This is a genomic window from Stenotrophomonas sp. 109824_Sma, from assembly GCF_056480025.1.
In genome coordinates, this window is the sequence record NZ_CM151078.1 from 4,169,302 (window position 1) to 4,192,664 (window position 23,363).

Consider the following 23,363-nt stretch of genomic DNA (forward strand, 5'->3'; position numbering starts at 1 on the left):
GTCCTTTCCTGTCTGGGTTGCCATCCGGCATGCCGGCCCATCCTAGCCAAGCCGCGCCCGCCTCGCAGCAGTGTAGCTGCGCCGTGAAAGGCAGTGCGGTGTGGCGTGAAGCCCGCGCCGCCGGCGCGGACACTCCCTTAGCCGGGCACGCGCAAGGATGAGCTTCCCTTCCATGCACCGGGAGCCTTCACATGGCTGACCAGCATCACGGCACCTCCCATCGCGGCTTCGCTTCGATGGACCAGGACAAGCAGCGCGCGATCGCCGCAAAGGGTGGACGCGCCGCGCATGCGTCCGGCAATGCACATGAGTTCAGCCCGGCCGAGGCACGCGTGGCAGGCCGCAAGGGCGGCGAGGCGATCAGCCGCAATCGCCAGCACATGGCAGCGATCGGCCGCGAAGGCGGGCACGCGCGCCACGCCAATGCACGGCAGCAGCAACAGCAGCACGTGGCCGAACCTTCGCCAACCACGGAGGAGGGGGCGCAACGCCAGCAGGGCTGACTGCGGCGGGCTCAAGCGCGCTGGCGCTGGCGGTACAGACCCAGCGCCGCCAGCAGGGCCAGCACGCCGGCGACGGCCATCGCCCAGCCGAAACCGCTGGCCATGGCGCCGCGGTACCAGGCCAGCGTCTGCGCCCCTGGCAGCAATGACGACGGCTGCAGGATCAGCGCGCGCGCCTGTGCGGCCACTGCGGGTTGCCCTGCCGCCTGCGCGGCCGCAGCGAACTGTCGCACCGCGCGCAGGCCCATCAGGCTGCCCAGCAGTGCAATGCCCAGGCTCATGCCCGCCTGGCGCAGCGCGTTCATCGTGGCCGACGCAATGCCAGCCCGCTCCACGGGGACACAGGCCATCACCGCCATACCGGTCGCCGGCACCGCCAGGCCCATGCCAACGCCGAGCAGCATCAGCAGGGCGCTGGCGTGGCCACGTCCCGTGCCCGGCGCAAACGTGGCGATCGCACACAGGGCCACGCCGGTCAGTACATACCCCGACACCAGCGCGGTATGCAGCCCGATGCGTGCCACCAGACGGCCGAACAACAATGACACCACGCCCATCAGCAGGAACTGCGGTACCAGCTGCGAGCCCGCCTGCGCCGCATCGTGGCCCTGCGCCTGCTGGAAGAACAGCGACAGGAAGAACAGGCTGGCATAGGCGGTGAATCCAAGGACGAACGAGGCCAGGTTGAGCATGCCAAAGCCAGGCATCGCCAACAGGTCCAGCGGCAGCAGCGGCCGCATCACGCGACGCTCGACCGACGCAAACAGCGCCAGGCCCAATACCGCGATGCCGAGTGCCAGCAGCGTCGCAAACGCCAGCGGCCCGCGCTCGCCGATCGCGATCAGGCCATAGCTGAGCGCACCCAGCGCGACAATGCTGAGCAGCTGCCCGACCGGGTCCAGCGCGGCGTGCTGCGGATGCCGCCGCTCCGGAATGCCCCAGGCCCCCAACGCCAATGCAAGCAGGCCCAGCGGCAGGTTGATCAGGAAGATGCTGGGCCAACCGGCGCGCTGCACCAGTTCACCGCCCAGCAGCGGCCCCAGCACCAGCGCCAGCGCGCTGAACGCCGACCAGCCACCGATCGCGCGTGCACGCGGGCGTGCTTCGGGAAATGCATGGCTGAGGATCGGCATCGCACTGGGAATCAGCAGGGCACCGGCCACACCCTGCACCGCCCGCCCCGCCACCAGTGCCGGCAGGCTGCCAGCGCAGGCACACAGCAGCGAGCCTGCGATGAAGGTCGCCACGCTGAGCAACCACATGCGGCGGTGGCCGTAGCGGTCACCCAGTGGTCCCGCCGACAGCATCACCGCCGACAGGGCGATGGCATAGGCATTGATCACCCACTGCAGTCCCGCCATGTCGGTGTGCAGTGCCTGCTGCAGTGTCGGCAGCGCGACGTTGACGATGCTGATGTCCAGCGAAGCAAGGAAGGTGCCCAGATAGGCCGCCAGCACCAAAGCCGGCCGTCGGAAGCGTTGCATGTACAGATCCCGGGGGAGGATGTGGGCGCATCGTAGTTGACTGACTGACCGTCGGTCAATGACTGGCGGTCAGTCAATGCGGGAGGACGGCTAGAATGAGCACCGTCGCACCCGGACCCCGCCCCATGCAGATCCCCGCTGCCGCCAGGCCCCGTACCAAACCCGCTGAAACCCGCCAGGAAGAGCTGATGGACGCCGCGCAGGCGCTGTTCCTGTCACAGGGCGTGGAAGCGACCACCATCAGCGACATCGTGGCCGCCGCCGACGTGGCCAAGGGCACGTTCTATACCTACTTCGCCTCGCGCACCGAGATCCTGCAGGCGCTGGCACAGCGCTACACGCAGCAGTTCATGGCCGAGGTCGACCACGCCGTGCAGCAGCAGCCTGCCCACGATGGCGTGGCGCGCCTGCGCGCCTGGATCCGCGCCAACATCGTGACCTACGTCCGCACGCACGCGCTGCACGACGTCGTGTATGCCAACCATCACCACCACCAGCGCGGCAATGCCGAGCGCAACGCGATCCAGCAGCAGTTGCTCGGCATCCTCGAAGCAGGTGTCAACGCGGGCCTTTGGCAGCTGCCGGCACCGCAGGTCACAGCCTCGCTGATCTATGCCGGCGTGCACGGCGCCACCGACGATCTGATCGCTGCACCAGCACAGGACGCCGACACCTTCATTGCGGCGGTGGTGGCCGATTGCCTGCGCATGGTCGGCGTGTCGCCGGCCCCGAAGCGTGGCGGCACGCGGCGCTGAAGCGCTGGCCGTCGCTCAGGCGTGGGCGAGGATGTTCAACAACCGACCAAACGGGTCGCGGACGAAGAAGCGCCGCACGCCCCAAGGCTCGTCGGCCGGGCCATATTCCAGCCCGATGCCGGCCGCGCGCATGCGCTCCAGCACCTCCTGCAGGTTGTCCACTTCGATCGACAGGTCCGGCACCGGTGTGCCGGAACCCCCTTCGCTGGCGAAGCTGACCTGCGCCAGCGCACTGCCCTGCCCGCCATGGGTGACGATCCAGCCATGGTCCATCACCACCGGCATGCCAAGCAGTTCGCCGTAGAACGCAGCGGCACGCACGGGGTCGGGGGTGGCGATGTTGGCGACGACGCGCTTGACGGCCATGTTCCATTCCACCATGAAGAATGCGTCGAGAGTGCCCGACCCTGCGCGCAAACAGAAGAGCCCCGTCACCGACGGGGCCCGTCATCAGCCGATCATGGCTGGGCTTACACCGCGCCGCAGCGCTCCATGACACATCGATCGTATTCGTACTGGCATTCCATGGCATCACCACCGCCGGATACACACGCCTGATAGGCCTTCCAGCAGGGCAGATCGCAGGGCGGAATCGGTCCGGCCACGGCCACCGAGCCGCTGCAGGCCAACGCGAACACGGCACCGGCGATCACTTTCCTGAAAGTACGCATCGACATCGCTCCTTGATAAGCCTGGTGAGCCCAGGCCCGGCCACCTTAGCGCTGCACACGGGGCGTTGGGTGAAGGCAGATGCGGCTCGACTCAGCGTTGCAGCAACCCCAGGACACGCAGTTGCTCGGCCAGCTCATCAATGTTGCGCCACGGCAGGATCGGCGAATTGCCACGCTCGTCCGGTGGGTTGTCCGGCAGCGCGTCGGACCAGCCACCCGTCCCCACAAGCGGCAGCAGCGGCCGCTTGTGCAGCCAGGCCAGGCAAACCTCCGAGATCGTGCCGGCACGCCCGCCGATCACGATGCAGGCATCACCGGCCAGGGCCATGATGAGGTTGCGCGCATCCCCCATGCCACAGGGCACCACCACCGTGGCCGGCCAATCGGCCGGCGGCATGCTGCTTTCCGGAATGACGCTGAGCACCTGGCCACCGGCGGCGATCGCCTGCTCGGCAGCCACGCGCGTAGCGGCGCTGCCACAGCCACTGACGACCGTGATGCCCTGGATGGCCAGGAAACGCCCTGCTTCAGCTGCCCGTTGGAACGCGTCGCTGCCAGGATCGGCACTACCCAATATCGCCAACTGTGGTTTACGGAATTCAGTACGCATGGACGGTTCCAGGGCCTCGGAAGGAAAGATCACGGTGCTCTGTATGGCGGAGCCACGCCACGCACCAATCACAAAACATTAACACGTTCATAAAAATCCCTTCACATTACTGGGGGATCTCGCCATGCCTTGGCGTTAACGGCCTTGTTGTCCGTCAACCAAGGAAGTTGTCCGATGAATCACCCGCTGTACGGCCGTTCGTCCCGCTCCCTGTCGCACCGCCCGCTGGCGCTTGCCGTCGCCAGTTCGCTGCTGCTGGCCGCCGCATTGCCGGCCATGGCCAGCGAATCACTTGATGCCTGGCAGCAGCAACGCCAGCTGCAGGCTGCGTGGGCGCAGCCCGCTGCCAGCACGGCACCTGCAGCCACGGCCACTGCACCTGCCGCCAGCAGCACCGCCGTTCTCGGCAACCCGGGCGATCCGGCCAGCTGGCGCAGCGATGAATTCAACGCCGATTGGGGCCTGGGTGCGATGGGCGCCGACTACGCCTATGCACGCGGCCTGACCGGCAAGGGCGTGCGCCTGGCGCTGTTCGACTCGGGCTCCGCACTTGCGCATCCAGAGTTTGCAGGACGCAATACCTCCAGCATCACCATCGGTGCCGACTGCGCGACGCCAGGTGTCGTCGCAGGTACCGGTGCCTGCGGGCAGACCCGCGGCGAACAGCCCGGCTACAACTACTACGGACTCGGCGCCGGCGTTCCGGCCGCACTCGCGGCACGCCTGATCGCCGCCGGCCAGCCCTATGGCTTCAGCTACGCCGACCATGGAACGCATGTGCTTGGCACCATCGGCGCCAACCGCAATGGCACCGGCATGCATGGCGTGGCCTTTGGTGCAGATCTCACCGCCGCCCGCGTGTTCGGTGACACCTACTATGAGTGGCGCCTGGACCCCGACAATTTCTATCGCCCGCGCGCGGTGTACCGCACCGATCCGGATGACGCCGCCACGTTGGACATGTATGCGCAGATCCAGGCGCAGGGTGTACGCGCCATCAACCACAGCTGGGGCATTTCCACCCGCAACATGACCGCCGCCGCGCTGGACCAGCAGTACGCCAGCATCGGTGCCGACTACGGCGTGTACGGCAGCATCTACACCAGCAACGGCGATACCCCGGCTTCCACCCTCATCCAGGTGTGGTCGGCCGGCAACGGCAGCGGTGCGGTTGCCGGCATCACCGCCTCGATGCCGCGCTGGAAGCCCGAACTGGAACCGTACTGGCTGGCGGTCGCCAACGTCCGCAGGCCCAATGCCGCCGCAGGTGAAACCGACTACGTGATCGATGGCAGTTCCAGCATCTGCGGCGTTGCCGCCAACTGGTGCATATCGGCCCCCGGCACCGACATCGTCAGCACTATCGTCTCCGGCGATATCCAGGGCCGCATCGAGAACACCTCCGCCTACGTGCGGCTGATCATCGACAGCGAGAACACCAACTACGTCTACGGCACCAAGACCGGCACGTCGATGGCCGCGCCCCACATCACCGGCGCTCTCGGCCTGCTGATGGAGCGCTTCCCGTACCTGGACAACGCCCAGGTCCGCGACGTGCTGCTGACCACCGCACGCGATCTCGGCGCGCCGGGTATCGACGCGATCTACGGCTGGGGCATGGTCGACCTGCGCAAGGCCATCGAAGGCTATGGCTCGCTGCGCGTGGATACCAACGTGGTGATGAACCAGAAGGCCGGCGGCCTGAAGGTCTGGGAAGGTGATGCCTGGGACAACTGGACCAATGATATCGGCGGCCCCGGCAAACTGACCAAATCCGGCATCGGCTGGCTGCGTCTGAGCGGCAACAACAGCTTCAACGGCGCCGTGGTGCAGGACGGTACGCTGGAGTTGAACGGCGCCAACACGCTCACGTCGGCGGTCGAGGTCCAGGGTGGCCGGTTCCTGCTCAACGGCAGCCTGGTCTCCACCGCCCTGACCAGCACCGGTGGCGTCAGCACGGTCAGCGCCAGCGGCGTACTGAACAACAGCAACCTGGTGGTCAACGGCGGCGTGGTGTCCTTCAACGGCACGCAGACCGGTGGCACCACCACGGTAGGCGCCAATGGCCTGTTGAAGGGCGTCGGCACGCTCGGCAACACCCGCGTGGACGGCATCATCGCGCCGGGCAACTCGATCGGCACGCTGACCATCAACGGCAACTACGTGCAGGGCGCCACCGGCGTCTATGCAGCGGAGCTGGCACCGGGTGGCCGCAGTGACCAGCTGCATGTGACCGGCACCGCCACTCTCGGCGGCACCCTGGTCGCGCTGCCGGAACCGGGCGTGTACTACCTCGGCGAACAGTTCAACTTCCTGCGTGCCGACGGCGGCATCAGCGGCCAGTTCGCCAAGACCGACTTCAGCGCGTTCTCGCCCTTCCTGCAGTTCAGCCTGGCCTACGGGGCCAATGGCACGCGTATCGATGTCGCCCGTGGCGCCTCGCTGACCACGGCTGCCAATACGCCCAACCAGCGTGCAGTGGCGGCGGTGGCTGACCTGCTGCCGATCGCCCAGGGCCTGCCCAAGCCGCTGACCCAGCTGTTCCCGCAGCAGGTGGGTGGCGTGCTCGACGGTCTCAGCGGCGAGCTGCATCCGGCCACGGCCATCGCCCTGGTCGAGGGCAGCCGCTACGTGCGCGATGCCGCGTTGTCACGCCGTGCCGGCGCTGCGGCCCCCGGCACCGACGCGGGTGATGCGACGGGTGCATGGGTGCAGGCCATCGGTGGCAACAGCAAGCTGGACGGTGACTTCAATACCGCCCGCACCGAAGCCAACAGCAACGGCCTGCTGGTCGGCATCGACCGCGAGTTCTCCGGCTGGCAGGTTGGCGTTCTGGCCGGCACCGGCCGTACCGACGTGAAGCAGCAGGACCGCCGCGCCAAGTCCAAGATCGACAACACGCACTTCGGTGCCTATGCCAGCCACAACTGGGGCGGCTTCGGCTTGCGCGGTGGTGTGGCGTGGAGCAAGCACGAGGTGAAGAGTACGCGTGATGTCGCCTTCGCAGGTTTCAGTGACAGCCTGAGCGCGCGCTACGACGCCCGTACCCGCCAGGCCTTCATCGAAGCCGGTTACCGCTTCGGTGGCCCGGAAGCGGGGCTGGAACCGTACCTGCAGGTGGCGCGCGTGGAAGTGGACCTCAAGCGCATCAACGAACGCGGCGGAGCGGCGGCGCTGCAGGGCAAGGTGGACGACACCGGAACCACGATCGCCACCGCCGGCGTGCGCTTCGACAAGGGGCTTAAGGCTTCGTTCCAGCAGGATAGCTGGCTGCACCTGCGCGGTGGCGTCGGCTATCGCCGTGCCTCGGGGGATCGCAGCCAGGTTGCCAACCTCGCCTTCGCCAACGGCGGCACCGCCTTCGCCGTCAGCGGCGCACCGATCGCCGACAACGCGGTGGTGGCAGAGCTCGGCCTGTCAGCCTGGCTGACACCGCGACAGCAGCTGGAGCTGGGCTACAGCGGCCAGTTCGGCAGCGAAAGTCGCGACCACGGTGCAAACGCACGCTGGTCCGTGCGCTTCTGATTCCGAAGCAGTGTGCGCTTGAAGCGTTGGGGCGGCCTCACGGCCGCCCCTTTTTTATGCCACACCGGGAAAGGTGGCCGGGGCAGCGTACTGCCCCGGCCGCGGCGGCCCCGGGGAGAAGGCCGCCTTCAACCGTCAGGCAGCCTGCATCGCATGCTTCCGCGCACGCATGACGTTGTGGCACTCCTGCACTTCGGGCAGCAACTGGGTCACTTCCTGGCGTACCGCCGGCGGAAGCTCGTTGTCCTTCAACACGTCCTTGAACGCGCCCAGCAGGCGGTCCTCCGATTCTTCCAGCTCGGCCACGTAGCCATAGTTGGTGTCACCGAAGGCAGCACGCACCTTGCCATAGAACTGCTGCATCGAACCGACCACAGTGCCATGCTCGGCCGGCTTGCCACCGCTGGCGGCCACCGAGCCGCTCAGCGCCGCCACGATGCGGCCCTTGACGCCAGCAATGCGGGTGAACAGTGCCGACAGCTCGGCATCCTTGACCTTGGTGGCGGCTTCTTCATAGAAGGACTTGCCATCGCGGGCGATTTCAATCAGGTCGTTGAGGCGATGCTCGATGGTGGACTGGGTGCTCATGGAAATCACTCCTGTTCGCTTGAAATTCTGTGGGAAACCGGCAAACGCATCTGCGTTGCCTGCGTGTCCACTGTGGCGTTGGGGATGTGGGCCCAGGGTGAGCGCCGATTGATCCGCGCGTCACCATCCACAACACTTACTGACTTCTTCATGCACGGACCCGACAACGTTCGCGGGAACTGAGCAAACAGTCCGGCATTCACCAGGGCGCGGTGACGACGAGCAATGCGATCACCAGCACGATCGCCAGAACGAGAAGCAGAACGTGCCACTGCCGCCAACTGGGCTTCGGTTTTCCCGGGGTATTCATGCAACGTCTCCTTCATCGTTTATGGGTTCAGAGGCAGACTGATGCAGAGCAGCATCCCGTCCCGTGGACGGAGCGTGGATGCCTCGTGCACGACCAACGGCGCGGCGCGCTGACGATAACGCGTCCATAACGTAATTGACGTGTAAACGGAATGTTAGGTTCCTCTCGATTCCGCATAGCGGAGTTTCAGATCGGTTTCGACACAGCGATGTGCGGAGCCCATACAACTGGATTTGGAGAGAGCCAAATGCATCACTCGTACACCCTGCTTTCGCTGGCAGTGGGCACCGCGCTGGCCGCTGCCTGGGCACCGGCCGCGCACGCACAGACCGACGGCGACAAGACACCGAAGAACCTCGACCGCATCCAGGTCACCGGCTCGGCCATCCGCAGCGTGGACATCGAAACCCAACAGCCGATCATCGCCATCACCCGTTCGATGATCGAGCACCAGGGCTTCACCACCATTGCCGACCTGCTGCAGAACCTGACATCCACCGGCTCACCGGCCATCTCCCGCGCGCGTGCGCTGGCGTCCGGCGAGAATGTCGGCGGCTACTACGCCGACATCCGCAACCTCGGCGCCACCCGCACGCTGGTACTGGTCAACGGCAAGCGATTGGGGGCAACCACCGGCGGCCTGCAGGACCTGAGCCAGATCCCGATGAGTGCGGTCGAGCGCATCGATGTCCTGAAGGACGGCGCCTCCGCACTGTACGGCTCCGATGCCATCGCCGGCGTGGTCAACATCATCACCCGCAAGGACTACGACGGCCTGGAAGTCTCCGTGCAGCACGGCCAGTTCAGCCAGGGCGACGGCAAGGACAGCACGTTCTCGCTGGTTACCGGCGCACGCGGCGAGCGCGGTGGCTACACGCTGGCCCTGGAGTACCAGAAGTCCGATCCCGTGTTCGCGCGCGACCGTTCATTCTCGAAGTATGGCGGTGCCGGCCCCGACTATCCCGGCGCGGACTGGAGCAACATCAGCCAGAACGGTTCCTGGTGCGACCCCGCGCTCTACAAGTGCAACACCGGCGATGCCGTGTTCAAGACGCTCAACCCTGGCGGCAACCCGAAGAACCCCAACGACTACCACCCGATCACCCCGGCCGAGTTCGCCAATGGCAACGATCAGATGCACCTGCAGACCGGCATCGAGCGCCGCTCGTTGTTCCTCAGCACCGACTATGCGCTGACCGACCAGATCAAGTTCAGCACCGACATCGGCTACAACGAGCGCATCACCGACCAGCAGATCGCAGGCTACCCGTACCAGTCCACCAAGTTCGGCACGCCGCTGTCGGCCGGCAGCGTGTTCAACCCGGTCGGGCGCAACGTCGAGTTCAACCGCCGCCTGTGGGAGCTGCCGCGCACCACCGAAAGCAAGCTGAAGTCACTGCGCATCGCCCCCAGCCTGTCCGGCTATTTCGAGCTGGCCACCAAGGCCTACGACTGGGAAGTGGGCGCTCTGTTCAACCGCAATGAAGTCACAAAAACAGGCCGTGGCGACATGAGCCTGATCGCTTCCCGGCAGGCATTGGGGGCTTCCTACCTCGATGCCAACGGCGTGGCACGGTGTGGCACGGCGGCATCGCCGGTCTCCGGCTGCCTGGCCTGGAATCCTTTGCTGCCATTCGGTGTCGCGGGGGCAGGCTCTCTCTCCGACCCCGAATTGCAGCGCTTCTTGTTCCCCACCTTCACCGATACCGGCATCACCAAGACCCGCAGCTACTTCGCCAACATCTCCGGCCCGGTGATCGACCTGCCCGCCGGCGAGCTGTCGGTGGCGCTGGGCTACCAGTACCGCAAGGAAGAAGGGCGCTTCGTGCCCGACGCCTTCGCACAGTCGCGCCAGAGCACCGCGCTGGGCGCATCAACCACCGCCGGCGACTACAGCCTCAATGAATTCTTTGCCGAAGTGAACGTGCCGGTGCTGCGCGACCTGCCGTTCGCCAGGGAGCTGACCGTGAACCTGGCCACGCGCTATTCCGACTACAGCAACTTCGGCAGCACCACCAACTCCAAGGCGAGCTTTGCCTGGCGCCCGATCGAGGAGCTGATGATCCGCGGCACCTTCGCCGAGGGCTTCCGTGCACCGAGCATCTCCGACCTCTACGGTGGGCTGGGTACCAGCTTCCAGACCTACGTCGATCCCTGTGGCACGGGAGCCACCAACAGCGTCAACGGCAATGCGGCATGCAATGCGGCCGGCGTTCCGCTGGGCTACCAGCAGCTGAACCAGAGTCTCAAGCCCTGCGCCAGCTACCCGTGTGCCACCCCCGACGAGTTCACCACCGGCTCCAACCCGAAGCTGCGCCCGGAAGAGTCCAAGAGCAAGACGGTGGGTGTGGTCTGGAGCCCGCGCTGGGTCGACGGGCTGGACATCAACCTGGACTGGTACAGCTACAAGATCACCAACATGATCATCCAGGACAGCGTCGACCGCATCCTGCGTGACTGCTACGTGCTCGGCAATGCGCCGCGCTGCGGCAGCGTCAAGCGCGCGGGCGACGGTCATATCACCAGCATGTTCTATGGCCTGGCCAATCTCGGCGCCATGGAAACCGAAGGCTGGGACCTGGGCATCCGCTACCGGCTGCCGGAATTCTCGTTCGGCCGTTTCACCCTCGACCTCCAGAACAGCTACGTCTCCAGCTACGACGAGCAGAACCAGAACTCGGCCGGCGAAACGATCATGATGGGCCGCGTCGGCCAGCCGGGCATCTTCCGCCTGCGCTCCAATCTCGGCGTGAACTGGCAGCTGGGCAACTTCACTACCCAGTACACCCTGCGCTACTACTCCGGCATGGTGGAGAGCTGCGTGCCGAATCGCCCCTGCACCCTGCCCGACCGCTACGCCTATGGCGAACCGGATGCGCAGCGCAGGGTGGGTGGCAACGCCTTCCATGACATCCAGGTCAGCTACAAGCTGCCGTGGGACGGCACCGTGGCGCTGGGTTCGAACAACGTGTTCAACCACCAGGGACCGATCATGTTCTCCAAGCCGTCCAGCTCCTTCCCCTACTACGGAGGGTTCGATATCGGCCGCACCGTGTACGTGAAGTACTCGCAGCGCTTCTGACCTGAACGGGCCGTGCGCGTGGCCGGCGGAAGGGGAGTCCACCGGCCACGCTGCACACTTCCTCCACCCAATCTCCATCGTTCTTCGACGGAATCTCCAAGGTTTCCGGCAACACTGATGTCATGACGGCAAGGGAGCTGGACCGCATGGATGGCCACGCGCACCGATGCTGCATGCCCGTCTCCAGGTTCACCACTGCATGCAATGGTACGGCCCGGTGCGTCAATGCCGGTCAGACCGTTGCTAGGGAAGTACGAGATGACAACGGCAGTTCGCACCGGCCTGGCCGACCTGGTCGCTGACGCGCAGCGCTACCTGCGCAGGGTCCTGCCGGGGCTTGCCTCGGCGGTGCATCCGGTCACGGTGGCACACGCCATTCCGCGCGCGATGGCGTCGCGCTACCACATCGCCGAGCTGACCCTGTACGGTGAAACCCCTGCCATGCTCGCCGTGGCCCGCGAGCCGGGCGAGTCCAGCAGCCGCGTCATCCAGGACGTACGCAGCCTGCGCTCGGCAGCAAACGCATTGGTGCTGTATGTCTCGCCCTACCTCACCCCGACACAGCGACGCTTCCTGGTCGAGAACCACATCGACTTCGTGGTGCCGCACGCACAGCTGTTCGCACCGAGCCTGGCCATCGAGTTCCGCGACGCGCCCGACCACGAGAAGAAGGCGATCTCGCTGCTGCCTTCGGCGCAGGCCGTGCTGATCCACGTACTGTTGTCCGGGCAGCCGCGCTGGTGGTCGCCCCGCGAGATCAGTGCCACCGCAGGCTATACCTCGATGACCGCATCGCGGTTGTCCGCCGAGCTGGTCGGGCGCGGCCTGGCCGAACGCTCCACGGGCGGCCGCGAACGTTTCCTGCGCCTGGCAGGCGATCGCCGTGATGTCTGGGCCAGGGCGCAACCCTTCCTGCGCTCACCGGTACTGAAAGAAGTCGATGTCTGCTGGGACCTGGTAGGTACCCTGCTGGCCGATGCGCGCCAACCCGCGCCGCGTGCAGGTCGGGATGCACTGGACGCGGACGGATCGCCAGCGGTGGTGACCACCCGTGCACTGCATATCGATGCCTGGCGCGCGCTTGCTGCGCAGCCGGCGGTCGCCCCCGGTTGCGCGCAGCAGGTGCGGTTGCAGATATGGGCCTATCCACCGGCGTTCACCGGCGTCGGCGCGGTGATCGACCCGCTGTCGCTGTACCTCAGCCTGCAGGGCAAGCGCGGCCACGACAGCGATACCCTGGAATTGCGGATCGAACAGGCACTGGCGACCGCGCAGCACGCCTGATCGCCCATTTCAGCCTACGCCTGCGATTCCGCCGTGGCCTGCGTCGCGCGCTTGGCACTGAACTCAGCAAATACCACACCCGACACCGCCAGCAGGCCGCCACCCAGCACCCATCCGCTGAGTGACTCGCCCAGCAGCAGCACCGCCAGTGCGGCCGTCACGATCGGCACCAGGTTGAAGAAGCCCGAAACGCGCGCCGCACCCAACCGCGAAAGACCGGTCATCCAGGTCAGGGGTGCAAGGATCGACGCACATACGGCAGCGAAACCGATACAGCCCACAGCGGTCAGGTTGTTCACCCCGCTGCCGACCAGCAGCTGCAGTGGCAACAGGATCAGCGATGCGGCCGTGGCCTGCAGGAACAGTGACTCCAGCACCGACAGCGGAATCTTCCAGCGCTGCATGAGCACGTTGTAGGCGGCAAATGCCAACGCGCCGATCAGCATGATCGCATCACCGCGGTTCAGGCCGTGCACCGCCAGCCGCGCCAGGTCGCCCTGCGACACCACAGCCACCACACCGACCGTGGAGATCACCGCACCGACGATGGCGGCACCGCGCACCGGATGGCCCATGAAAAGACGTGACAGCGCCAGCGCGATCAACGGAATCAGCGCCTGGATCACGCCCATGTTGGTGGCCGAGGTGAAGTGCGCCGCATAGTACGCCAGGCACTGGTACATCACCCCGCCCAGGCAGCCCAGCACCAGGAAGCGCCCCAGATTGGCGCGCACGATCGGTAGATGGCCGCGCAGCCGTGGCCATGCGAAGGGCAGCAGGATGATCGCGGCCACCAGCCAGCGGAAGAAGCCGATGTCGATGGGACCGACCGAGCCGGAGGCCAGCTTGGTGACAATCGTGTTGGCGCCCCACAGCAGGCAGGCGAGGATCGGGAAGAGATAGTTCAAGACGGCAGGTGTACGCGGGGGAATGGCCAGCGTACGCTTGGCGCATATCAAGGACATCCCGAAAATGCGCCACTCCGACCCAGGCTTGCGGCAACCGTTGGAACCCATCCCCACCTTCCGCCAGCTGCCCGGCCCGATCTACTTCCGGCAGGGTGCGATGGAACCCACCGACTGGGGCACGCACAGCCATCCCTGGGGACAGTTCAACTTCGTTGCGCAGGGCGTGATGGAAATGAAGATCGAGGGCGATTGGATGGTGTCCCCGCCGCACTATGCGCTCTGGATTCCGCCTGGCGTGGCCCACTACTCGCGCAACCGATCGGTGCTGGCCTATCGATCGGCTTACCTGTCGCCAGCGTTGTCGCGCCGCTTGCCCACGCGCTGCCGGGCGCTGGAGGTCACGCCCCTTCTGCGTGAACTGCTGCACGAACTGGCGCGCCAGGGCGTGACCGATCCGCAGACGCCTGGCCAACGGCGCATGGCCGCGGTGGTGATCGACCAGATCATCAACGCCGCCGTTCTGCCCAGCTTCCTGCCGATCGCCAGCAGTGATGCACTGAAGCAGGTGATGGCATACGTGGAGAAACACCTGTCCACGGCCGAATCCGTGGCCGAGATCGCGCAGCGGCATCACATGAGCGTGCGCAAGCTGGAGCGCATGGCGCGCAGTGAACTGGGCATGTCACTCGGCGACTGGCGTGGGCGGGTGAAGTTCGTGCGCGCCACCGAGGCGCTGTGCACACGCAAACCGATCAGCCGCATCGCCGAGGAGCTGGGCTATTCAGGCGTCAGCGCGTTTGCCGAAATGTTCAAGCGGCACGCGCAGTGCACACCCGACCAGTATCGGAAGCAACATCGGGCCGGGTAGAGGTGGCGTCAGTTGGCATCCTGCCTGGCAGCGGCCTTCTGGCGTGCATACCGAGGCGCCAGCGCCAACCGTTCGATGCCCAGCAGAATGCCCATGAACAGAAGCACTGCGGGTAGCCAGTAGAACAGGAACACCGCAATCTGAAAGTCCCAGGTGTTCACGTACTGATCGGGGTTCGGCGGACCCGCCAGGACAGCCTTCGCATTCACGTAGAACCACGATGAGGCCAGGATCACCGCGATCAGCAGTTGCGCCGAGGCCAGCATCCAGAAGGGTGGTAAACGGGAATGACCGCGCATGGCATCCTGCCGGTGAAGGAAGCTGGCAATTGTAGGCGTGACCTGCACACGGGCACAGACTCGAGTGTCGAATTCCCGCCCCGTTGTTCGTCGGAACAGGAAAAGCAGGCCCCTCTGCCTGCAGGAGCGCTCCAATGCCCCCGATCCTCACCGCCTTCGCTACTTCCCCCGACCGCGGCCAGGGCCTGGCCCGCGACATGCGCGTGCGCTGGGCACTGGAGGAACTGGCCGTAGCCTATGACGTGCAACTGCTCAGCTTCGCCGAGCTGAAGCAGCCCGCGCACCTGGCACGGAATCCGTTCGGGCAGATTCCCACCTGGCAGGAGGGCGACCGGACCCTGTTCGAATCCGGCGCCATCGTCCTGCATCTGGCTGAGCAGCATGCCGGCCTGCTGCCGCGCGACCCGGACGCCCGCATGCGCGCGATCATGTGGCTGTTCGCTGCACTGAGCACGGTAGAGCCCCCCATCGTCGAGCGCTCCATGGCCTGGGTGCTTGAGCGCGAGCAACCCTGGTATGGGCAGCGGCAGGTGATGCTCGATGAGCGGGTCCGGACGCGGCTGGCACAGCTGTCGACGTGGCTGGCCAGGGCGGAATGGCTGGACGGCGAGTTCAGCGTCGGCGACCTGATGATGGTCTCGGTACTGCTGCGCCTGAAGAGCAGCGGCCTGCTCGACGAGTACCCGCAGGTGGCCGCCTATGTGGCCCGGGCCACGCAGCGGCCCGCCTACCAGCGCGCCTTCGCCGCGCAGCTGGCGGTATTCCAGAACGCCTAGCGCTCCGCCCCGCGCGGGGTCTTCAGTGCCGCCTGCGCCGGCAGGCGGCCTGCACCAGCGTCAGCTGTGCCACCAGGATCAGCATCGCACAGCCCGACAACAGCCAGGGATCGATGTACCACTGATCGTTGAAACTGAAGTCGCCCGCCGATATGCGCTTCCAGCCGTTGAAGTGCTGCATCGCCGCGACCACGAACGCGAAGCCACCTGCGGTGTACGACAACCAGGGCACGATGAGACCGCCCGGGCGCGCGAACAGCGTCAGCAGACCCAGCACGCCGATGACCGTGCGCTGCACGCGGCAGTACGGGCAGACATAGGCCATTCCGCTCCATTCCACCGCCCAGGCCAGCACGCTGACCAGCACCGCAGCGCCTGCCGCGATGTAGAGGACTCTGGGCGAGACCATCATGCTGCCATCGTGTGCCATCCCGTGCTCCTTCGTTCAAAGACCCCGGCAGGGTAGCAGCGTGGCAGGCTCAATCCTTCTTGAAGACCGTACGCTTGCCGATCGGACTGCTCTTGCGCGCCGTGGGCCGGGCCAGGCCGGGAATCAGGAAGTCGGTGACCTTGTAGCCCTTCTGGACCTTGGAGGCCAGCCAGCGCGGCATGCGCCCACGGCCGGACCAGGTCAGTCGCTTGTACTCCGGATCACGGTATTTGGCGGCTACTTTCCCGGTTCTGCGCCGTGCCGGTTTCCGGCTGGGTGCGTCCGCTTCGATGGCCTCTCCACCGAACAGCTCTTCGAGGGTATACCCCGCTTCGGCCGCGGCGGCCTTCAACATCCGCCGCACCGCGCTGGCTGGACGGCGGTTGGAAATGAGCTGTTTCCGCTGTTCAGCGGCAACCACCAAGGCGCCCAGCTCCCGAAGGCTGAGCGATTCAATATCGATCGTCATGCTGGAAAGGTCTACTGCCGCGCGGCCCGTGTCAAGGCGGCTTGCCTCCGCGTAGACACGGGCTTCACCGCCGGTGGGCTCCGATCGCCTGCGTCGGCCATCCCCGAGGACATCCCTTTGAGCACTTCATCGCATTCGCTCGCCTACCTGCTTGCACGCATCCTGCTGATGGCGCTGTTCCTGGTCTCCGGGCTGGGCAAGCTCGGCGATCTCAGCGGCACCCAGGGCTACATGGAAGCGATGGGCGTGCCCGGCATCCTGCTGTGGCCGACCATCGCCTTCGAGATCGGCAGCGGCCTGTGCATCCTGCTTGGCTTTCAGACCCGGCTGGTGTCGATCGTGCTGGTGGGATTCAGCCTGGTCACCGCTTTCATCTTCCACCACAACCTCGCCGACCAGACCCAGCAGATCATGTTCCTGAAGAACCTGGGGCTGGCCGGTGGGTTCCTGCTGCTGGCCTGCACCGGGGCCGGGCGCTACAGCGTTGATGGCAGAGGGCGGCGCGGGTAAGCGTCGATCCGTGGTCGGCACGCGCTAGCGGCGAAGTTCGGCCTCTGGCGCCAGCGTGTGGATCACCTTGCCCTGCGCATCCAGAAACTCGATCGCACCATAGCCTTCCGCAGTGACGGTCAGCCGCAACCGCGTACGGTCGGCCTTGTCATTCAACGCAATGGCCGGCGTGCCGTCAGAGCCGACCACCAGGCCGATTCGGGTCGGTGCCTGCACGCCGGGAATCAGCTTGTTGCCCAGCGCAGGCTCGCGGATCAGCTTTGGCGCCTGGTTGATCGAAAAACTCACCGCCCCGTCCGGCGAGACCCGCCAGCCGATCGCATCCATCGCCGGATGATCCAGTGCCAGCACCGCCATTCCACCGTCGACATCGGCAGTACCGAAGCCACCGCGCTCGCTGCCCTTATCGTCATACAGCACCATGCCGGCCACGTTGAAGGCGCGCTTGTACTGCAGGCCATCGATGATCGGCGCCGGCGTCTTGCCGGACAGCGTCATGCGGATCACGCCCGTGTCATCGATGATGTCGATGCGCCGTGCAGTGATCCGCTCATGGTCCGGTGTCTGCACGCGCGTCTGCGGTGCCTTGTCGACAATCAGGCGTTTCAAGGTTTCAACAGACGGGCGCTTGGGTGATTCGCCAGCGTCGGACGCGAATGCCGGAACGCATTGCAATGCAACCAGAAGGAAGAACGTACAAGTACTGTGCATCATGCGGTCTCCTGTCGGGATCGGAATCAACATCTGCACGCCCAGCATACCTGTGGTCGACGCCCCCCCTCGCGGTGACACGGGCGTGCTGGCGATGGATCGACACCATGCCGTCAACCACGCCCCCCCCGCGGTCTGTATTCACTCCTGCGCACGCCGCCGGATACGGAAATGATCCCGGCAAGCGGACGGGGACATGCTGATAACGCCCTGGAACGCCGTGCGGAAGGCGCTCAGTCCTCGTATCCCAACTCTCACTCGGGCGGCGTTGGATTGCTTGTCCCACTGCGACGTGAGCCTTCCCATCTCTGGAACCAGCTCAGTCCCTACGCGGCCTCAACGTACGGTGCTACTGCAACGGCCAGCACGTCGATTCCCCGCATTGAGCCGGCGATGTCGTCTGGCCCGCTCTTCTTGAAGCGCGACCAATCCGCCCTCGCCAGCTTCCCCACCAGCAGTTGATCTGCGGGCAGCCGATGCATCGCCCAATAGGGGAACTGTCGCGAAGACACACGACCTCGCGCCAGCTCAACGATGCCGGTGTGACTCGTCGACTGCATCACACGCTCGTAGACACTCGCAACGCCGTCTTCAGGCCCTTCGAAGTACTGCACGAATCGATCTCCGTCGTGCAGCAGGACACCGGTAACCCCGGCCATCCTGTTGAACCTGGCGGCATCTGCTACCAACGACTCCAAACGTTCCGCGGAGAGATCCGCGGCAACCTGACTTGCGTAAACAACAGCCCGAAGGGGCATGGCTTCTGCCTTGAAGGATGTGCCGGGACGGCACCTATTCATACCCTAGCACCGGGAACAAGTCCGCACCGCCACTCGAATTCTTAATTCTTCAGAATTCGATCAAACCACCTTTGTCCCAGATGGCCCTCAAAACAGCATGATGGGCGCCCTACGGATTCAGGGGCTTCGTTCATCTTCATGCGTGACATCGGACAGTTCTACGTAATCAGCGTCGAGGGAGTGACGCGGGCGGACGGCACCCTGCTGCAGGTCACCCGGATCGATTGCTCCTGCATCAAGTGTTCCTGGCAATTCAGGGCCATTCCCAACCATGGCCTGGTCGATCTCGACGGTGCGGCGGCCCTCAGCTGCCCCACCTGCGGCAATCACCAGTCAGTCAGCCGCGCACGGCTTGAAGAGCTCAACCGACGCAACGACGAATAGCCTGCACTTCAACCATCCATCAACGCGGCACCGACACGACCGATACCTGGTTGGCTCTATCGTTCGTCAACAGGCACCATCCCGGCATTCCCATGAGTCATACCGGCATTTTTCAGATCACCGATCTCACCTACACGCCTGGAGAGCAGGGCACGCTGGCCCGCGCACTGCAGATCGTCGCCACCTGCACTGCGTGCGGATCCACGAGCATCTGGGGCGAGCATGAGATGGAACACGTTGCCGGTGGAACCGTGCTCTCATGCCGCACCTGTGGTGTCCGCCAGGCCATCAGCAACGCGCGCCTTTCGATCTGCCCATCGGACATCCGCCATCCGCGCCGCTGAAGGACACCGGGCTCGTACTGCGTAGCGAACCGGCAGAAGCAGACGTTCACTCGGCTTTTACAACGCATCGCCACTCCAGGCCAGGAAGCCCCGGACGCATCTACCTGCATCCAACGGCCGCGCCAGCGCGTATGTAGGATGCCCGCGCCTTGCGGGCCTCCCATAGAGGAACACGCCGTGAAAGCTCTTCAGCGGATAGCCGCCACCGTAAGCTTCGCCGTACTCGTTTCAGCCACTTCAGCCAGCTTCGCCGCCAACACCGTGATGGTCGGCGGAGCGGAGATGTATCCCACCAGGACCATCGTCCAGAACGCCATCAACTCCAAGGACCACACGACCCTGGTTGCGGCAGTCAAGGCCGCAGGCCTGGTCGATACACTCAATGGAGCCGGCCCCTTCACCGTTTTCGCGCCCACCAATGCGGCCTTCAACAAGCTGCCTGCCGGCACGGTCGATACGCTGGTGAAGCCTGAAAACAAGGCACAACTGACCAAGATCCTGACCTACCACGTAGTGCCGGGCAACTACAGTTCCGCGCAGCTGATGGCCGATGCCAGGAAGCACGGCGGCAAGGCCATGCTGAAGACCGTTGAAGGTGAATCGCTCACCGTCGCTCTGCACGATGGCAAGCTGTGGGTCATCGATGCCAAGGGCGGCAAGGCGGGCATCAGCATTGCCGATGTCGGCCAGTCCAATGGCGTGATCCACGTGATCGACACCGTGTTGATGCCGAAGTAGCTGCACGCAGCAGGACGTCCACATGAGCGGCAGTCGCGTAGCGGCTGCCGCTGTCGCCCTCCTTGAACCAGAATCGCGGCTGCGGGGCAGATGACACGCCATCACATCGCTCCTGAAGCGCCCGGCAGCCTTGATATCCCTCATCCACCAGAAGCAGACCCTGGATTCCAGGTGACTACCTGGACGTCGTAGATCTCGCATTCGGTTTGGTCCATGGGCTCCCAATGGTCGCTCGCCAACTCAAAGAAGGCATCCGGCACATCCATGGAAAACGTTGGGCCTTTCTCCCGATTGCGCTGGCGGACGCGATCACGACGAACGTCACGTGGGGCATCCAGGAGATACACGGCCAGATCGTAGCCCGCCTCCCTGACCTGCGCGTAGAAGCTCTCGCGGCTGGCTCTCTCCACCAGGCCCAGCTCGAGTACAACGTCGCGACCCGTATCGAGCACTTCGCAGGCTGTGATCCATATCTGCGCCATGCAACGCGCCTTCCTTGCGGCATACCATTCCATCAGGTTGGCGGCGGGACGGTCCGGGCTGTACAGCCGTACGAACCACGCGTCCAGAATGAATCCTGCCGCCGTGTGCAGACTTCGCAGCTCGGCAACAAACGTGGATTTGCCCGCACCGACGGGCCCTTCGACCAGGTGAATCGTTGCCATAGTGATTGAGCCATTCCTCATGGCGTTATCGACGATCATGTTCGACTACACCACTGGCAGCCACGCGCTTCTGCGCCACGTGAATTCTGCCGGCGGCACAAAAAAGGCACTGAGACCGAAGCCCAAGTGTCTTCCATTTTCTGGTCGCACCAGGATTGGAACCTGGAACCGAAGCATTTTGAGGATTCTACAGGGCCTCCACGCGTCACCACAGACGTTCCGGCTGTAAACCAAGCGGCTGATTTTCCCAGGCCGCGCGACCATCTTCGCTCATCATTGTCTACCTCTTTCCGCTGACAGAAGGCCGCCGAGCGATCGCCAATGGGCGCAATGAAGGGAATGCTCAGAGAGAACGGACTGGCCACTTTGCCGATCGTCAAATGGGCCTCGGATCCAGCGTCGCATGGTGTGGGCTGCCCGGATGTGCGGAAGCTCGCCGGCGGTGGGCTGAAGTTCCGCTACAGATACACCAAGGCCAACGGTCAACGCGATCGCGTCGCGGCCGCACCAGAAGTGAGGGCGCAACCTTCGCGATGAGATCGCAACTGCGGCGGCCGCCGCCGGGCGAACGAGCGAACGAAGCCAAGTGCTACCGCGGCACGGAATGGCCATTTTGCCACTCATGCACTCGCCTCCCGAAGAAGGGCATTTGTCGCTTTACGTCCAGTGATGCGTGACTGAGAACACGCAAGAAGCAAGTGTGGCCAGCCACAACAAATTTCTGGTTGACAGTGAATATCAACCCGCAATATGAAACCGCGGGAATCGAGAGGCAGGGGATCAGCGCCAAAATCCGTTATCACCACGGCCCGAGGTCCAGCCCATCGCAAAGCTCTGCCACGACAAGGGAAAGGAATCAGGTGAAGATGAGTAGAAGTCTCGGATATGGAATGGTCGTCATCGGCGTAGTCGCAACCATTTCCTGGCTGGCCTGCAGACCATCCGATGTCACAGGAAGCAAAGGGCATGAGGCTCCTCGCAGTGAAAAAAGCACTTCGCCAACGGATGTCGCATCTGAATCAAGCATTCATCAATCCTTGCGTTCTCCACCCCAATCCATCGAATCAAAAGTGGCTTTGAGTGGGAAGGCATTTCTGCTCAAGATCGAAGCACCTCACTACGAAGGCGATGCCTCGGAATACATTGACAGGCGCATCGCGGCTGCACGGGCGGGCGATGCCCAGTCGAGCTATGAGATCCACAACCGCATTGCCAGCTGCAAGCGGGCGCTTAACTCAGGTGATGCCGATGAGTACAAGGCCTACGCATCAGTGGGCCTGGGGGAGCAGTACTCAAGGAAGATCGAACAGGAGATTGACCACTGCCAAGGACTGATAGGGCGAACGGAAATCGGAGATGAGAATTGGCTCTCTCTTGCTGCCGCCCAAGGATCGGTCGAAGCGAGACTGATTTTCGCCAAAGACCCGAAAGCCATCATTGGCGACTTGACTGAGGCGCTCAAGGATCCGGAGCGGATAACCAATTATCGAAGGGATGCGATTGATTATCTGAGTGAGTCGGTATCACTGGGAAGCGTCGACTCGATTGAAGCCCTTGCTGACATCCATGACCGAGGGATCATTGCCGATAAATCCCCTGAAAAGAGCCTTGCATACTGGCTCGCATATCAGCGCGCGCAACCCAACAGCCAATCGGCGGCGTCCATTGCGAGGCTCTCCAAACTGTTACAGCCCAACCAGATAGAGCGATCCAACGAGATGTCTGAGGCTATATACAGATCCTGCTGCTTGTAATCCAACAAAAGTTTCCTACTCACCCAACATGGCGCACGATGAAAGCAATGATTTCGAAGAAATGGTTGATTGCAACTTCCCTGGTGGTCGCAATTTCAGCCCTTCCCATGGCTTATGCGATTTGGCCCTTTGATCCTGCCCCCACCGTCTTTGGCCCAGTCAACTGTAGTACGTGTCAGTTGCAGGCTCGAATTCCAGACAACGCCACGAAGGCGTTCCTGAATAGATACAGAGATGTAACGAACGAGCAGAGAAAGGGGGGATTCGAATTCTCAATTCAGGCAGGTTCCAAAGTCATCGTCTGCAACGCGACGCACTGCGCCACCTACGAGTTGACAGACAGCAATGACTGGAACGGAACCAACCAGGAGCCCATCACGCGTCCGCCCTCCAGTCGCGGCGGCGCTGGCGGCGGCAGCGGAGGAGGTAGTGGTGGCACGGGCGGAGCCAACCTGGGTGGAGGCTGCCACGGCAACTGCGGAGGCAGCGGCAGCGGAAGGGTAACGATCAAACCGATTACTCCTATTCGCCCGAAGTAACATTGGAAGCGCAGAACAGATCAGGCAAGCGGGAACAGCACCTCCCGCTTGCATGAACATCAGCATTGATCCTGCAACGGCGAGAAGTAGTGGAAGCGCGACGACCGGATCCAGCATCGAGGCGCCCCGGATGTGCAGCAGTGGATGCGCAACGAATGACCCTTCCCAGGCACCGGCATCGGTACCAACTGAAATGTAGACACCGCATAGGCATCGAACGCAAAAGGCACCGCATAGCGGTGCCTTTGAAATGATGTAAGCCACTGGATGAGTTGGTGGGCCCACCAGGATTCGAACCTGGAACCAAGGGATTATGAGTCCCCTGCTCTAACCGTTGAGCTATAGGCCCTATAAGG

The 23,363-nt window shown here is 64.2% G+C and carries 25 protein-coding genes and 1 tRNA gene; 13 read left to right on the forward strand and 13 right to left on the reverse strand.

The genetic code is table 11. The features are described from left to right. Positions 1-191 precede the first annotated feature (191 nt). The gene (locus tag ACZK1G_RS19505; RefSeq protein WP_049443304.1) at positions 192-503 is read left to right on the forward strand and encodes a KGG domain-containing protein; all 312 of its coding nucleotides are present in this window, start codon (positions 192-194) and stop codon (positions 501-503) included. An 11-nt stretch (positions 504-514) separates the two neighbouring features. Here the strand turns inward: ACZK1G_RS19505 and ACZK1G_RS19510 are convergent, their stop codons facing one another. Then, complete coding sequence (locus ACZK1G_RS19510; RefSeq protein WP_101766132.1) at positions 515-1,987, reverse strand: MFS transporter; 1,473 nt, start codon at positions 1,985-1,987, stop codon at positions 515-517. Between the two features lie 125 nt (positions 1,988-2,112). Between ACZK1G_RS19510 and ACZK1G_RS19515 the strand changes: the two genes are divergently transcribed. Then, positions 2,113-2,742, forward strand: coding sequence for a TetR/AcrR family transcriptional regulator (locus ACZK1G_RS19515; RefSeq protein WP_101766133.1), 630 nt, complete (start codon positions 2,113-2,115; stop codon positions 2,740-2,742). Positions 2,743-2,757: 15 nt separating this feature from the next. Here ACZK1G_RS19515 and ACZK1G_RS19520 read toward each other — a convergent pair whose 3' ends face one another. The 3 genes from ACZK1G_RS19520 to ACZK1G_RS19530 form a co-directional block, all read right to left on the reverse strand. Next, on the reverse strand, positions 2,758-3,108 hold the full coding sequence (locus ACZK1G_RS19520) for a VOC family protein (protein WP_049443329.1): 351 nt from the start codon (positions 3,106-3,108) through the stop codon (positions 2,758-2,760). Positions 3,109-3,212: 104 nt separating this feature from the next. Beyond that, positions 3,213-3,413, reverse strand: coding sequence for a hypothetical protein (locus ACZK1G_RS19525; protein WP_049443328.1), 201 nt, complete (start codon positions 3,411-3,413; stop codon positions 3,213-3,215). A gap of 91 nt (positions 3,414-3,504) precedes the next feature. After that, complete coding sequence (locus ACZK1G_RS19530; RefSeq protein ID WP_049443301.1) at positions 3,505-4,023, reverse strand: SLOG cluster 4 domain-containing protein; 519 nt, start codon at positions 4,021-4,023, stop codon at positions 3,505-3,507. A gap of 174 nt (positions 4,024-4,197) precedes the next feature. On the opposite strand from ACZK1G_RS19530, the gene ACZK1G_RS19535 reads away from it, so the two are divergent. Continuing rightward, positions 4,198-7,548 carry an autotransporter domain-containing protein gene (locus ACZK1G_RS19535; RefSeq protein ID WP_197622023.1) on the forward strand — a complete coding sequence of 1,117 codons (3,351 nt, stop codon included), beginning with the start codon at positions 4,198-4,200 and terminating at the stop codon, positions 7,546-7,548. A gap of 135 nt (positions 7,549-7,683) precedes the next feature. Here ACZK1G_RS19535 and ACZK1G_RS19540 read toward each other — a convergent pair whose 3' ends face one another. Further along, on the reverse strand, positions 7,684-8,136 hold the full coding sequence (locus tag ACZK1G_RS19540; RefSeq protein ID WP_101766135.1) for a PA2169 family four-helix-bundle protein: 453 nt from the start codon (positions 8,134-8,136) through the stop codon (positions 7,684-7,686). Positions 8,137-8,693: 557 nt separating this feature from the next. Here ACZK1G_RS19540 and ACZK1G_RS19545 point away from each other — a divergent pair. Together ACZK1G_RS19545 and ACZK1G_RS19550 are read left to right on the forward strand one after the other, a co-directional pair. Next, positions 8,694-11,528 (forward strand): TonB-dependent receptor domain-containing protein, encoded by a 2,835-nt coding sequence (locus tag ACZK1G_RS19545; protein WP_049443299.1) that lies wholly within the window; start codon positions 8,694-8,696, stop codon positions 11,526-11,528. Between the two features lie 258 nt (positions 11,529-11,786). Further along, positions 11,787-12,812 (forward strand): IclR family transcriptional regulator, encoded by a 1,026-nt coding sequence (locus ACZK1G_RS19550; protein WP_101766136.1) that lies wholly within the window; start codon positions 11,787-11,789, stop codon positions 12,810-12,812. A 14-nt stretch (positions 12,813-12,826) separates the two neighbouring features. Here the strand turns inward: ACZK1G_RS19550 and ACZK1G_RS19555 are convergent, their stop codons facing one another. Then, complete coding sequence (locus tag ACZK1G_RS19555) at positions 12,827-13,777, reverse strand: DMT family transporter (protein ID WP_182474400.1); 951 nt, start codon at positions 13,775-13,777, stop codon at positions 12,827-12,829. A gap of 7 nt (positions 13,778-13,784) precedes the next feature. Here ACZK1G_RS19555 and ACZK1G_RS19560 point away from each other — a divergent pair, with 7 nt between their 5' ends. Continuing rightward, positions 13,785-14,588 (forward strand): AraC family transcriptional regulator, encoded by an 804-nt coding sequence (locus ACZK1G_RS19560; RefSeq protein ID WP_197622022.1) that lies wholly within the window; start codon positions 13,785-13,787, stop codon positions 14,586-14,588. A gap of 8 nt (positions 14,589-14,596) precedes the next feature. On the opposite strand, the gene ACZK1G_RS19565 is transcribed toward ACZK1G_RS19560, so the two are convergent. Then, positions 14,597-14,887 (reverse strand): hypothetical protein, encoded by a 291-nt coding sequence (locus ACZK1G_RS19565; RefSeq protein WP_049443296.1) that lies wholly within the window; start codon positions 14,885-14,887, stop codon positions 14,597-14,599. Between the two features lie 134 nt (positions 14,888-15,021). On the opposite strand from ACZK1G_RS19565, the gene ACZK1G_RS19570 reads away from it, so the two are divergent. After that, positions 15,022-15,663 carry a glutathione S-transferase family protein gene (locus ACZK1G_RS19570; RefSeq protein ID WP_049443295.1) on the forward strand — a complete coding sequence of 214 codons (642 nt, stop codon included), beginning with the start codon at positions 15,022-15,024 and terminating at the stop codon, positions 15,661-15,663. A gap of 22 nt (positions 15,664-15,685) precedes the next feature. On the opposite strand, the gene ACZK1G_RS19575 is transcribed toward ACZK1G_RS19570, so the two are convergent. Next, the gene (locus ACZK1G_RS19575) at positions 15,686-16,093 is read right to left on the reverse strand and encodes a hypothetical protein (protein WP_049443294.1); all 408 of its coding nucleotides are present in this window, start codon (positions 16,091-16,093) and stop codon (positions 15,686-15,688) included. A 49-nt stretch (positions 16,094-16,142) separates the two neighbouring features. Then, complete coding sequence (locus ACZK1G_RS19580) at positions 16,143-16,562, reverse strand: H-NS histone family protein (RefSeq protein WP_030002870.1); 420 nt, start codon at positions 16,560-16,562, stop codon at positions 16,143-16,145. Between the two features lie 117 nt (positions 16,563-16,679). On the opposite strand from ACZK1G_RS19580, the gene ACZK1G_RS19585 reads away from it, so the two are divergent. After that, positions 16,680-17,072, forward strand: a complete 393-nt coding sequence (locus tag ACZK1G_RS19585) for a DoxX family protein (protein ID WP_030002869.1) — start codon at positions 16,680-16,682, stop codon at positions 17,070-17,072. A gap of 24 nt (positions 17,073-17,096) precedes the next feature. Here ACZK1G_RS19585 and ACZK1G_RS19590 read toward each other — a convergent pair whose 3' ends face one another. Continuing rightward, positions 17,097-17,816: a hypothetical protein gene (locus ACZK1G_RS19590; RefSeq protein WP_233490880.1), complete on the reverse strand. Its 720-nt coding sequence runs from the start codon at positions 17,814-17,816 to the stop codon at positions 17,097-17,099. A gap of 293 nt (positions 17,817-18,109) precedes the next feature. Beyond that, entirely contained in the window at positions 18,110-18,541 is a 432-nt protein-coding gene (locus ACZK1G_RS19595; protein ID WP_030002867.1) for a BLUF domain-containing protein, read from the reverse strand. Positions 18,542-18,721: 180 nt separating this feature from the next. On the opposite strand from ACZK1G_RS19595, the gene ACZK1G_RS19600 reads away from it, so the two are divergent. The 3 genes from ACZK1G_RS19600 to ACZK1G_RS19610 all read left to right on the forward strand — a co-directional run bounded on the left by ACZK1G_RS19600 (position 18,722) and on the right by ACZK1G_RS19610 (position 20,049). Further along, on the forward strand, positions 18,722-18,967 hold the full coding sequence (locus ACZK1G_RS19600) for a hypothetical protein (RefSeq protein ID WP_030002866.1): 246 nt from the start codon (positions 18,722-18,724) through the stop codon (positions 18,965-18,967). 92 nt (positions 18,968-19,059) lie between these two features. Further along, positions 19,060-19,311, forward strand: a complete 252-nt coding sequence (locus ACZK1G_RS19605; protein ID WP_030002865.1) for a hypothetical protein — start codon at positions 19,060-19,062, stop codon at positions 19,309-19,311. Positions 19,312-19,488: 177 nt separating this feature from the next. Continuing rightward, positions 19,489-20,049 carry a fasciclin domain-containing protein gene (locus ACZK1G_RS19610; RefSeq protein WP_030002864.1) on the forward strand — a complete coding sequence of 187 codons (561 nt, stop codon included), beginning with the start codon at positions 19,489-19,491 and terminating at the stop codon, positions 20,047-20,049. 140 nt (positions 20,050-20,189) lie between these two features. On the opposite strand, the gene ACZK1G_RS19615 is transcribed toward ACZK1G_RS19610, so the two are convergent. Then, positions 20,190-20,753: a P-loop nucleotide/nucleoside kinase family protein gene (locus ACZK1G_RS19615; RefSeq protein WP_233490802.1), complete on the reverse strand. Its 564-nt coding sequence runs from the start codon at positions 20,751-20,753 to the stop codon at positions 20,190-20,192. Between the two features lie 692 nt (positions 20,754-21,445). On the opposite strand from ACZK1G_RS19615, the gene ACZK1G_RS19620 reads away from it, so the two are divergent. Together ACZK1G_RS19620 and ACZK1G_RS19625 are read left to right on the forward strand one after the other, a co-directional pair. Continuing rightward, positions 21,446-22,468 (forward strand): hypothetical protein, encoded by a 1,023-nt coding sequence (locus tag ACZK1G_RS19620; protein ID WP_158298012.1) that lies wholly within the window; start codon positions 21,446-21,448, stop codon positions 22,466-22,468. 38 nt (positions 22,469-22,506) lie between these two features. Then, positions 22,507-23,007, forward strand: coding sequence for a hypothetical protein (locus ACZK1G_RS19625; RefSeq protein ID WP_036144985.1), 501 nt, complete (start codon positions 22,507-22,509; stop codon positions 23,005-23,007). A gap of 273 nt (positions 23,008-23,280) precedes the next feature. On the opposite strand, the gene ACZK1G_RS19630 is transcribed toward ACZK1G_RS19625, so the two are convergent. Then, positions 23,281-23,356: transfer RNA gene (locus tag ACZK1G_RS19630), tRNA-Ile, on the reverse strand. Between the last annotated feature and the right edge of the window lie 7 nt (positions 23,357-23,363).